Consider the following 12,177-nt stretch of genomic DNA (forward strand, 5'->3'; position numbering starts at 1 on the left):
TTTTCAAAATTCTCTATGAAATGCGCTGTATTTGAACAGAATTGAATAGATTCGTTAAAATTATTAAAAAGATGAAATACCTATTGTTCTGCACATTACTAATAAGTAGCTCTATTTTCGCTCAAGAAAAAACCATGAGTTTCGAGGAATATGATCCAATTTCAACCTTGAAAGTACCAGAGCATCAAATAAAACAAGCCAAATACCCCTTCATTGATATTCATAATCATCAATTTAATATGCCCAATCAAGATTTGGCCTACCTATTAAAACAGATGGATAGCCTCAACATGAAGGTCATGGTCAACCTAAGTGGAAAGGGCTCACAACGAGGGGCCGATATCGCTGCGGGAACCGAATATTTGACACAATCGGCGCGCGCTGGCCGTGAAAAAACCAATAATCGCGTGGTGGTATTTACCAATTTGAGTTTTGCCAATATTGATAGTCCCGATTGGACGGCCAAAACAGTTGCAGCCCTTGAGGCCGAAGTAAAAGCTGGGGCTATGGGATTAAAGATTTATAAAGACCTAGGCTTGGAAGTAAAAGACTCCAAAGGAAACAGACTACGTACCAATGACCCTAGATTAGATCCAGTATGGGCAAAATGTGGGGAATTGAATATACCTGTATTAATTCACACGGGAGAACCAATCTCCTTCTTCGATGTGCATGATAAAACCAATGAGCGCTGGCTGGAATTAAAACAATTCCCAGGTAGAGCCCGTCCTGCCTCTAAATATCCTTCCTGGCAGGTGGTCATGGATGAACTTACTGACATCATTCGCAAGCATCCGAAAACAAAATTTATAGCCGCTCATTTGGCTTGGAGAGGTAATGATTTAGCTGAATTAGGCCGTTTATTGGATAAGTATCCTAATATGTACACAGAAATAGGGGCCGTAATTCACGAACTAGGAAGACAACCCAAAAATGCCCGCAAATTCATGATTCAATACCAAGATAGAGTTCTATTCGGTAAAGATATTTGGGCTACATCCGAGTATTACACGTATTTTAGGTTGTTAGAAACAGATGATGAATACTTTCCATATTACCGAAAAAGACACGCTTTTTGGCGAATTTATGGACTAGGTTTACCAGATGAAGTATTGAAAAAGGTCTATTATAAGAATGCTCTGAGTTTACTACCTAAATTAGATAAAAGCTGGTTTCCCAAATAATTAGGGTAATTTATCGAGCACTTGATTGAATTCCTTCAGCCATATTTGTGCCCCTCTGAGGGTCCAATGAGAGTCCGACTGATAAAAATTCATGCGAGCGTTTTGCTTCAAAGCTTTACTAGGGTCTAATAATTTGACGCCGAGTTTGGGATGTAGTTTAATCTTTTCCAATGCCAAATTAGGTGCATTCAGTTCCGTTCCTAATACAGCCACGGGATTAGGAATCAAAGAAAAGATAACCTCATCATAGCCATTTGATAAATAATAAGATTCTATTTCTTGAAGGTTTTTTACCATCAAATCTACCTGATTTGGCTCCAAGGGTTTAAAGGAAGAAGTCTTTTTTTCAGGATTGACTGTCTCTTCCAAATATAGAAATTTTCCATCCTTAGATACGCAGACGTCAGGATTTGTTCGTCCTAAAATCCTCCAAGTAAAATCCGCTTTTAGCTCTTTTATCCAGCCTAATATCCCAAGGTTAAATAAAACAAAATCCAAATTAGACTCTAAGGTAGGGTGGTAAATGGCTTTTTTAACCCCTGCATCAAATCGATCTAATTGATAGAAAATGGATTCTTTGACTGATCGATCTTGGACTAATTTCTCTGGCATTGGATGGTCCAAACGTAACCTAGTGTCTGCCAAATTCATTCGATCCCACATATTTCTTTCAACGCATTCAATCAACAACACCTGCTTATTTCCCTTTTTAGCAGGAATTAGATGTGTTTGAGTATCTGACCAGCGATAAAATTGAAGGGATTTGACCCGATTAAAATAGGCAGGATTAACTTGAAATGAACTGTACAAATAACTATCCCCTAAGATGGTTAGGTCATAATCCTTTAGGGCTGAATCAATTTTTTCAGGCAAGGGCAACAATTGCGTATCCTTTTCAATCCGAAAATCAGATAAATATGAAATCCCATATAAATCCCCAAAACGATATTTATCTGCACCCCAAACATCGTTTCTGGCATATCGCCCTTGGGTAATCCAATGCATTCCCTTTTCCGAACTACTGATAATCAGTATGGCCGAAGAGAGAAGAAATACAAAAAGGGCTATTATCCGACGCATCTTAAAATTGGAAGTAGATAAATTGTTTCAAACTAAATACTCCTAAAAAATAAATGGCAAGTACTAAAAAACTAAACTGCCAGGCAAATGAGCCTTGGTTAGCCTTATGCAATATGTTTTGTCTGTATTCCCACCAGCACAAAGAAATTATTAAGCATAAAGACAAGATGATTTCCTGTAGGCTCATGGCCAAAACCAAGCCTTTTTCTGTTCCATTAACTATAGTTGAAAAAAACTGTTTTACTTCCGTAAAGTGTTTTAACCTAAAAAAGACCCAAGCAAATGTCACCAAGGTGAAAGTCAAGATGCGATACAGCCATTGTACCCAAATCTGCTTTTGTGCCTCCGCAGCCAAACTAGGGAACACTCGGTTGATACTTAAACCTATCACCTGAAAAATACCATGCAAAGCCCCCCAAATCACAAAATTCCAACTTGCGCCATGCCAAATTCCCGATAAAATAAACACGACCATGATATTAAAATACCATTTGGGAACAGCCACTCGGTTCCCCCCTAAAGAGAAATAAACGTAATCTTTGAACCAAGTAGATAAGGATATATGCCAACGACGCCAAAATTCAGGCAAGGATTTAGCAAAATAAGGAGCGTTAAAATTATCCATTAATTTAAAACCCATAACCCTGGCAGCGCCAATGGCCACATCCGAATAACCTGAAAAATCACAATATATCTGAAAGGAATAAAAAAACGCGGCTAAAACTAAAGCTCCACTAGATTGATCCTGAATATGTTCATAAGTTGGATCAACTAATAAAGCCAATCGATCCGCTATGACTACCTTTTTGAAAATACCGGCCGCCATTTGTAAAAGGCCTGATTTGACTCGATTCCAATCCCAAGCATGCACTTCGTAAAATTGGTGCAACAAATTTTGAGGTCTTTCAATGGGGCCTGCTACCAGCTGAGGGTAAAACATGACATAAAGACTATAAATCCCAAAATTCCTCTCAGCTTTTTGATGGCCACGATATACTTCTATGGTATAACTCATGGCTTGAAACGTATGGAAGGACAATCCAATGGGCAAAATCATTTCCAAAACCGGAAGCTGAACATGTGTCCCCAAACTTTCGGATAACCATTCGATGTTTTGATCAATGAAATGATAGTACTTAAATATGGCCAAAACACCAATATTGGCTAACAAACTTGCCGATAAAAATAACTTTTTTTGAAGGCCTTCAAAACGTTCTAGGTAAATGCCAGCAAAATAATCGATGACAATGGTGAAGCCTAAAATACCCAAATACATGGGCACAAAAGCCATATAAAAGTAGCATGAGGCCACTAAAAGTAAGAGCCAACGAAATTTGGGATGTAATAAAAAATAGGCACTGGTAATAATTCCAAAGAAGACTAAAAACTGCAAGGAATTGAATACCATAGCTTCTTATTTATGAACCGTCACCTTGACCGATAAAATGGTGTCATCGATGGAAATTTCAGACGCTTGGTCTAGCGACTCCTTCCAATCAATACGCAAAGCCTGCACTTCTTGACAAATATATGACTCAAATTCACGGATACTTTCTTCCCATGCCTCATCACCCTGGAGCACCTCGATGTTTATCTTATCCACCACATCAAATCCCGAATCTTTTCTTAGGTTTTGTATGCGGTTTACGAATTCACGTGCTCTACCTTCTCGAACCAATGATGGGCTCAATTGATTATCTAGCGCAATGGTTAAACCCGATTCACTGGCCGTTAAATAACCTGGCATATCCTCAGTCAAAATCTCCACATCCACTAATTCAATAGCAAAACCAGCCTTTGAAATGGTCCCATGTGCTTCCAATGATTGTAAATCATCTGAACTCATTGAGCTAATTGCTTCCGCAACAGCCTTCATATCTTTACCAAATTTAGGACCTAAAGCCTTGAAATTAGGTTTCACTTTTTTGCTCAATACTCCCGCTGCATCGTCTAAATAATTGACTTGCTTTACATTAACCTCTGATTTAATCAAATCTTCTACTCGACGAATTTGATCCCGAACTTGTTCTTGTAAAACTGGCACTAAAACCTGTGCCAATGGCTGACGTACTTTCAATTTATGTACTTTACGAATAGAATGCACCAAAGAACAAATTCGTTGGGCTAGGTCCATGGAAGCTTCTAAATCTGGATTAACCCAAGACGGATTAACTTGAACAAAATCCGTTAAATGAACAGATTCCTTTTGGCTTAGATTCTTGTATAACCAATCTCCATAAAAAGGCGCTATGGGCGACATCAATTGAGCAACTGTCTCCAAACAAGTATATAAAGTTTGGTAAGCCGCTTGTTTATCCGGATTGATTCCTTTTTCCGTAGACTCTGGATTCCAGAATCTTCTTCGAGATAATCGTACATACCAGTTTGATAAATGATCACATACAAAATCTTGAATTGCTCGACCCGCTTTGGTTGGCTCATAGGTAGCATAAGACTCATCTACCTCTTGAATTAATTGCATTAATTTAGATAAAACCCAACGATCTAATTCGGTTAAATTAGCTTCTACTAATGGATTGGCCTTCGGGTCGAATCCGTCTAAATTAGCATATAAAGCAAAGAAATTATACGTATTGGTTAAGGTGCCAAAAAACTTATTTCTCACCTCGGTGATACCCGCTAAATCAAATTTTAAGTTATCCCAAGGCTGTGCATTGGTAATCATATACCAGCGCGTAGGATCAGCCCCATACTTTTTCAAGGTATCAAAAGGGTCAATGGCATTACCCAAACGTTTGGACATTTTATTGCCATTTTTATCTAATACTAAGCCAGTAGAAACGACATTTTTAAATGCAACAGAATCTTCTACCATGCTAGAGATCGCATGTAAGGTAAAGAACCATCCCCGAGTTTGATCCACACCTTCTGAAATAAAATCGGCTGGATATGATTCTTTAAATATGTCTTGATTTTCAAATGGGTAATGCCATTGAGCAAAAGGCATAGCACCAGAATCAAACCAAACGTCAATCAGATCTAATTCCCTAGATAAAATAGCGCCCTGAGCACTAATCAAATAAACCTGATCAACAAAAGGACGATGAAGATCAGCCGTACCAGCTTGTATGGCGGCTAAAAAATCTTGATTCCCTTGGGCTTGCTCTGCATTTAATTTACCTGAAGCCAAAGCCTTCTCCAATTCAAAAGTCAACTGCTCCAAGGACCCAATACAAATCTCCTCAGCACCATCTTCCGTTCTCCAAATGGGCAAAGGAGTTCCCCAATACCTCGAACGCGAAAGATTCCAATCCACTAAATTCTCCAACCAGTTTCCAAAACGACCCGTACCAGTAGATTCAGGTTTCCACTGGATGGTTTGATTCAAAGCAATCAATTTATCTTTTACTGCTGTGGTTTTAATAAACCAAGAATCTAATGGATAGTATAAAACAGGTTTATCTGTTCTCCAACAATGTGGATATGGGTGATCAAATTTCTGTACGTTGAATGCCTTGTTTTCCGTTTTCAGTTGAATGGCTATTCGCTCGTCCACTGACAAATACTTATCACGGCCTTGTTTAATTCTGGCCTGCTCTTTTTCTTCTTCCGAAAGGTAAGCTTCTTTAACTGGCTCTAAAGCATAATCACTTACTTCTTGAACAAATTGACCTTGGCGATTCACCAAAGGCACTTCTTTGCCATTGGAATCCAATACCATGATAGCAGGAATACCGTTTTGTTGTGCAACTCGGAAGTCATCTGCCCCAAAAGTTGGAGCTGTATGAACGATTCCCGTTCCATCTTCAGTCGTCACGAAATCACCTAAAATCACACGGAATGCCGGTGTAGCAGGTTGCACATAGGGCATTAATTGTTCGTATTCAATTCCTTCTAAATCAGAGCCTTTACATTCCCCTACTACCTGATAAGGAATGGCTTGAGGTTTTTTCTCTGCAGCTAAAAAGGCATCAAAATCCCCATTTTCAGCCGAAGCAGTAAAATAGTTTTTAAGTAAATCCTTAGCAAGTACTACGTGTACAGGAAGAAAGGTATAGGGATTAAAAGTCTTTACCAGCACATAAGTAATCCCTTTCCCTGCGGTTAAGGCAGAGTTGGATGGCAAGGTCCATGGAGTTGTAGTCCATGCCAAAAGATATACAGGATTAGTTTGACTCCATTCAAATAAAAACTGAGATTTCTCATTCTGAATCGCTTTGAACTGAGCCGTTAAAGAAGTGTCTTTAACATCTCGATAGCAGCCAGGCTGGTTCAATTCATGTGAAGATAATCCCGTACCAGCAGCAGGAGAATAAGGCTGAATGGTATAACCTTTATATAGCAGGCCTTTGTCATAAAGCCTTTTCAATAAATTCCAAACACTTTCTATGTAGGGCGTTTGATAGGTAACATAAGGGTTTTCCAAATCCACCCAATAGCCCATTTTTTGAGTTAAATCATTCCATTGTCCCGTGAATTTCATGACAGTTTCACGGCACTTTTGGTTATACTCTTCCACGCTTATTTTCTTACCAATATCTTCTTTGGTAATGCCCAATTCTTTCTCTACTTGCAACTCCACTGGTAAACCATGGGTATCCCAACCGCCCTTACGCTTTACTTGTTTTCCTTTAAGTGTTTGATAGCGACAAAAAATATCTTTGATAGCACGCGCCATCACATGGTGGATACCCGGAGTACCATTAGCGGAAGGGGGGCCTTCGTAAAAAGTAAAGCTTGGGTGACCTGCACGTGTGGAAATTGATTTCTCAAAAATCTGTTCTTGATTCCAGAAATTTAAAATCTCATCGGCAACTTGCGCGTAATCTAAATTTTTGTATTCCTTGAATTTCACGTATAAAGGGGATTTAATAGTATATGCTAGGCAAAATTGAGGCAAAAATAGTAAAATTTGGGCTGATTTCGTAATAAGATCATGTAGCTAAGCCAATAAATCGAATTTATATCTGGCTTAATTTACTTTGATTTTCCAGCATTAATATCCTAATTTGATTCTACTTTGAATTATGAAAAAGAGTGACATCAGAAATAGGCATGCTAGCCAAAGAAAATCCTGGTCTCAGGAGGAATGGTTGCTGCAAAATTTACGAATAAAAGAAATTCTCTTTGACTTTTTAAAACAAGTCCCACCGGGCTGCTTAATGCTTAGTTTTCAATCCATCGAAAGTAAGCGAGAAGTGGATACCAAGACCATCAACGAAAAATTGCTTCTTCCTCCTTTTGAATTTCAACTAGCTTTCCCTCGCGTGGAAGGAGATGGAATCATGTCTGCCTACCTCTCGGATGAAAAAACAATTTGGCATAAGTCCTCTTGGAATATTCTAGAACCCGATCCCACTACTTCCAAGAAAATCAAGCCAAGCACCCTTCAAGCTATTTTAGTTCCTCTAATAGGCTTTGATTTGCAAGGTCATCGCGTAGGATTTGGTAAAGGGTTTTACGACCGCTTTTTAGCACTTTGTGATCCTGCCTGTTTAAAAATTGGTTTAAGTTTAGAAGAACCTGTGGCTCAAATAGAAGATTTACATGCCCATGACATCCCATTGGATGTTGTGGTTACTCCCGAAAGACTTTATTCCATACATGGAATTAGTCCAAAAAATCCTTTCTTGTTCAAGATATAAGACCTAATTTTGCGTTCCTTTAAATATTTTTCTGTGAAAATCAGGCTATTATTGGCACTTTTCTTTTGTTTGTTGACTTGTAATTTATTAGGTCAAGAAGAAGTCAAGGGCAAATTATATCCTATTGAACAGATTGAAGGAGGTTGGAATAAAAAGTATTCCTACAAAAGGCAAATTATTGAAAGTCCCTTGGCCTTACAAATTCCATTATTGGAAGCAAAGGATCCAGAAGTGAGCTATGAGTTTTTGACCTATAAACGTCAAAAAAAGAGTGCAGAAATCATTTCAGCTTTCACGACGGGATTTTCGGTTTATACTTTTTTGAGTAAAGGAAAGGTATCTGATGGCTTTTATTGGACAGTAGTAGGAAGTGCCGCCGTTTTAAATTTGTATTTAGGTACGGTAAGTATCAAGCATTTCAAAAAAGCATTGAAACGCTACAATGAAATAGCACAAACTGACAGTAAAATCAGTTTACAAATTAATTCTCATGGGAGCTCAGGGGCTTCGATGGGTTTAGCATGGAATTATCAATTTTAACGATTATACAATGAAAGTTGCAGTAGTGGGCGCCACAGGCTTAGTTGGCGGTGAAATCTTGAAAGTTTTGGCGGAAAGAAATTTCCCGGTTAGCGAATTAATTCCGGTTGCATCGGAGCGCTCAATCGGTAAAAAGGTAAGTTTCAAAGGTAAGGAATTTGCTGTTGTCGGATTTGATACAGCTATTGCCATGAAACCTAACGTGGCTATTTTTTCAGCGGGAGGAAGCACATCCCTAGCTATTGCACCCAAATTTGCCGAAGCGGGAATTACGGTGGTGGATAACTCTTCTGCATGGCGCATGGATCCTAGCAAGAAATTGGTTGTTCCAGAAATCAATGCCTCCACTTTGACACCTGAAGATAAAATCATTGCAAATCCTAATTGCTCTACCATTCAAATGGTGGTTGTGATGAATCCATTGCATAAAAAATATAAAATCAAACGAGTGGTTGTTTCAACCTACCAGTCGGTTACAGGAACAGGTAAAGCAGCCGTAGATCAACTTTTCAATGAGCGTGCTGGTAAAACAGATTACGATAAGGTTTATCCTCATAAAATAGACTTGAATGTATTGCCGCACATTGATGTGTTTTTAGATAATGGTTATACCAAAGAAGAGATGAAAATGGTCAATGAGACCAAAAAAATCATGATGGATGACTCCATACAGGTTACAGCAACGACTGTTCGTATTCCTACGATTGGGGGTCACTCAGAATCGGTAAATATCGAATTTGAAAATGATTTTGATTTAGATGAAGTTAGACGCCTATTGGAACAAGAAGAAGGGGTTATTGTGCAAGATGATCCAAAAAATTTCTTGTACCCAATGCCTATCACCGCTCATGGAAAGGATGAGGTTTTTGTAGGACGTATTCGTCGCGATGAAACCCAAGCGAATACCTTGAATCTGTGGATTGTAGCAGATAATTTAAGAAAAGGGGCCGCTACCAACGCCGTTCAAATTGCGGAGTATTTGGCCAAGCATCAATTAATTTAAAAAATTGGCCGGTTTATCCGGCCTTTTTTATGATATGACTAGACTTAGTGTAAACATTAATAAAATTGCCACGCTTAGAAATTCTCGAGGTGGGAATAATCCTGATTTAATCCAGGTTGCATTAGATTGTGAGCGTTTTGGAGCAGAGGGAATAACCGTTCATCCTAGGCCAGATGAAAGACATATTCGATATGCTGATGTTTACGCATTAAAAAAAGTCATCCAAACAGAATTCAACATTGAGGGAAACCCTTTGGAAGAGAAATTCGTGGAGTTGGTTTTAGCGGTAAAACCTGAACAAGTAACCTTGGTACCAGATGCCTTGGGGCAGATTACGTCCAACCATGGCTGGGATACGGTAAAACATCAGGACTTACTTATTCGATTAATTGCCCCTTTCAAAGCGGCCGGGATTCGAACTTCCATATTTGTTGACCCAGTCCTAGAAATGGTTGAAGCGGCTAAAACCACTGGCGCAGACCGTATAGAATTATACACAGAGCCTTTTGCTGAGGAATTCCCGAATCATCCAGATCAGTCGGTGGCTGCTTACAGAAAAGCTGCATTTAGGGCACATTCTTTAGGCTTGGGCGTAAATGCGGGGCATGACTTAAGCCTAGAAAATTTAGCCTTTTTCAAGTCCCAAGTTCAACCTTTAGATGAGGTCTCGATAGGGCATGCCTTGATTTGCGATGCTTTATACTATGGATTGGAGAATACAATTCAACTCTACAAACGTCAGTTGATCTAGGACATTTCTGTTATTTAAAGCGTCCTTTAAACAACAAAAACATCCTTTAAAAATGATTGAATTTAAAAAATTCATCATTCTACATTAAACGTGGTTAGGTATTCCAAAGAAAACCTTAATTGTTCAGCCTCAGCTGATTTCCTGTTCTGAGTGATACAAAAGTGAGGATAATTAAAATAATTCAACTTGCGAATAATCAATAAATAAAATTGCGGCCTATCAATTAAACTGTGAAAATCTATTTCAGATGAATCTAAAACAGTATTTTAGGTTGAAGGCATTAAGATTAATCGATTCAAAATATTGATAAAAAAAAGGGGGTAACCTTTCGATTACCCCCTAATTTATAAGTTCTAATGGCCTATTAATCTCTTTGACCCGTTAAAACTACGGCTCCACCTGCTACAGATAATTTGATAGCAGCTACTTTTCCATCTGTTCTTGAAAAAATAATATCGGCATCATATCCTTGAATCGTGGCTGTATATACATCAGCATCCTTGGATGGTTTTAATTCAGCTGGCTCACCACCACCTGCATCTGAGCTTAAGAAAAGTTTACCTTCTTTAGCTGCAATTAAGATTTTCTTTACATACTCATTCTCGGCCATTTTAAAAGAACCAGCATATTCGTCTGAAGCAGATTTTGCCGCTTCTTTTTGACCTGCTAATACTTGTCCTTGCGCATCAATTTTAATGACGCTTACCTGACCATTCACACGTTCAAATGTGATCGTAGCACCCATACTTTCTAATACAAACTCATCAGCTTTTTTACCTGCGGCCAATTCAGTATCTGGGAAACCTTCTGCTGACATGACCAATTTTCCTTCTTTGGTGGTCAATTTTACTGACTTCACGTATGGATTATCTTGTAATTTATAATTACCAGCATAATCTGTCACGGCGGTTTGGGCATTGGCGGTAAATGCAAAAAATGCCAATGATAGTCCTATGGCAATATTTTTTAATTTTTTCATTGGGTGTTAATTTTGATTTGTTTGGCAAATCTAATAAAAAAATGATGCTTGCATCATACTTGTTAGCTTGAAATGATAAAAAATAATATAAAAAATTTCATATCAATTTGATTAAGGATTTTGATTTATAAAAGTTTTATTTACTTTTGAAGCGAAATCAATTCGCCAACCAAACAATAGGAGACCCTGCATGAGATAAAACTCTACGTTAACAATTTTGAATTTTTATGATCAAAAATCAAGTTAACGATGCAGCGTTGGTGTCAGCGTACATCCAAGGCGACGACCAAGCGTTTGAAACGTTGGTTAAAAGAAGCAAATCAAAAGTCTACACAACCCTTTATTTAATTGTTAAAGATCGCTACATAGCAGAAGATCTGATGCAAGAAACCTACATTAAAGCCATCGACGTGTTGAAGTCGGGCCGCTATAATGAGGAGGGTAAGTTTCTGCCATGGGTAGTCCGAATTGCTCACAATTTGGCTATTGATTATTTCAGAAAAGACAAGCGTTATCCAACCATTGTATTGGAAGATGGCTCAAAAGTATTCAACAGTTTTGAATTTGCAGAAGATTCTGCAGAGGAGATACAATTAAAAGAGGATCAAATCGTTAATATCAGAGAATTAATTAAAAAACTGCCTGATGAACAACGAGAGGTCCTTGTCATGCGTCATTACGAAGAATTAAGTTTCCAAGAAATAGCGGCACAGACTCAAGTTAGCATCAATACGGCCTTAGGTAGAATGCGTTATGCGTTAATCAACCTAAGAAAAATGCTAGAAAAACAAGAGAATGCCTATGACGCAAAGCTTTACCACAAATGACCTAGTTAAAAACCTTTACGAACCCAAACCAGGGTTTTCACCCGTTTTAAGCTTGGAAGACCAATCGGAATTGGCTTCCCTGCAAAAGGTCAAATTGTCATTAGACAATGCCCTGCTAGAACCTCCTAGTAGAACGATTGAGGCTATTTTAGCCTATTCAAAGCATCAGATGCCCATTCAATCCTAATGGATGGGCATCCTAGCTTA

The 12,177-nt window shown here is 38.4% G+C and carries 11 protein-coding genes; 7 read left to right on the forward strand and 4 right to left on the reverse strand.

The genetic code is table 11. The features are described 5' to 3' along the window. Positions 1-71: 71 nt before the first annotated feature. Positions 72-1,184, forward strand: coding sequence for an amidohydrolase family protein (locus tag SKC36_RS08030; protein ID WP_459465567.1), 1,113 nt, complete (start codon positions 72-74; stop codon positions 1,182-1,184). Here SKC36_RS08030 and SKC36_RS08035 read toward each other — a convergent pair whose 3' ends face one another. Genes SKC36_RS08035 through ileS form a run of 3 tightly spaced genes read right to left on the reverse strand, consistent with a single transcriptional unit; the run spans position 1,185 to position 7,080 of the window. Then, positions 1,185-2,264 carry a hypothetical protein gene (locus tag SKC36_RS08035; RefSeq protein ID WP_459465568.1) on the reverse strand — a complete coding sequence of 360 codons (1,080 nt, stop codon included), beginning with the start codon at positions 2,262-2,264 and terminating at the stop codon, positions 1,185-1,187. It lies immediately after the preceding gene. A gap of 1 nt (position 2,265) precedes the next feature. After that, on the reverse strand, positions 2,266-3,672 hold the full coding sequence (locus tag SKC36_RS08040; RefSeq protein ID WP_459453321.1) for an MBOAT family O-acyltransferase: 1,407 nt from the start codon (positions 3,670-3,672) through the stop codon (positions 2,266-2,268). Between the two features lie 6 nt (positions 3,673-3,678). Next, the gene (gene ileS / locus SKC36_RS08045) at positions 3,679-7,080 is read right to left on the reverse strand and encodes an isoleucine--tRNA ligase (protein ID WP_459465569.1); all 3,402 of its coding nucleotides are present in this window, start codon (positions 7,078-7,080) and stop codon (positions 3,679-3,681) included. A 172-nt stretch (positions 7,081-7,252) separates the two neighbouring features. On the opposite strand from ileS, the gene SKC36_RS08050 reads away from it, so the two are divergent. Genes SKC36_RS08050 through SKC36_RS08065 form a run of 4 tightly spaced genes read left to right on the forward strand, consistent with a single transcriptional unit; the run spans position 7,253 to position 10,164 of the window. Next, positions 7,253-7,870 (forward strand): 5-formyltetrahydrofolate cyclo-ligase, encoded by a 618-nt coding sequence (locus tag SKC36_RS08050; protein ID WP_459453319.1) that lies wholly within the window; start codon positions 7,253-7,255, stop codon positions 7,868-7,870. A 33-nt stretch (positions 7,871-7,903) separates the two neighbouring features. Continuing rightward, positions 7,904-8,410 (forward strand): hypothetical protein, encoded by a 507-nt coding sequence (locus SKC36_RS08055; RefSeq protein WP_459453318.1) that lies wholly within the window; start codon positions 7,904-7,906, stop codon positions 8,408-8,410. 10 nt (positions 8,411-8,420) lie between these two features. Beyond that, the gene (locus SKC36_RS08060; RefSeq protein ID WP_459453317.1) at positions 8,421-9,413 is read left to right on the forward strand and encodes an aspartate-semialdehyde dehydrogenase; all 993 of its coding nucleotides are present in this window, start codon (positions 8,421-8,423) and stop codon (positions 9,411-9,413) included. 34 nt (positions 9,414-9,447) lie between these two features. Further along, on the forward strand, positions 9,448-10,164 hold the full coding sequence (locus SKC36_RS08065) for a pyridoxine 5'-phosphate synthase (protein ID WP_459453316.1): 717 nt from the start codon (positions 9,448-9,450) through the stop codon (positions 10,162-10,164). A gap of 364 nt (positions 10,165-10,528) precedes the next feature. On the opposite strand, the gene SKC36_RS08070 is transcribed toward SKC36_RS08065, so the two are convergent. Next, positions 10,529-11,143 carry a hypothetical protein gene (locus SKC36_RS08070; protein ID WP_459453315.1) on the reverse strand — a complete coding sequence of 205 codons (615 nt, stop codon included), beginning with the start codon at positions 11,141-11,143 and terminating at the stop codon, positions 10,529-10,531. 227 nt (positions 11,144-11,370) lie between these two features. Between SKC36_RS08070 and SKC36_RS08075 the strand changes: the two genes are divergently transcribed. Further along, positions 11,371-11,970: an RNA polymerase sigma factor gene (locus SKC36_RS08075; protein WP_459453314.1), complete on the forward strand. Its 600-nt coding sequence runs from the start codon at positions 11,371-11,373 to the stop codon at positions 11,968-11,970. Next, positions 11,945-12,157 (forward strand): hypothetical protein, encoded by a 213-nt coding sequence (locus SKC36_RS08080; protein ID WP_459453313.1) that lies wholly within the window; start codon positions 11,945-11,947, stop codon positions 12,155-12,157. The genes SKC36_RS08075 and SKC36_RS08080 overlap by 26 nt, the downstream gene beginning before the upstream one ends. Positions 12,158-12,177 lie beyond the last annotated feature (20 nt).

Source organism: Aquirufa sp. OSTEICH-129A (assembly GCF_054558355.1).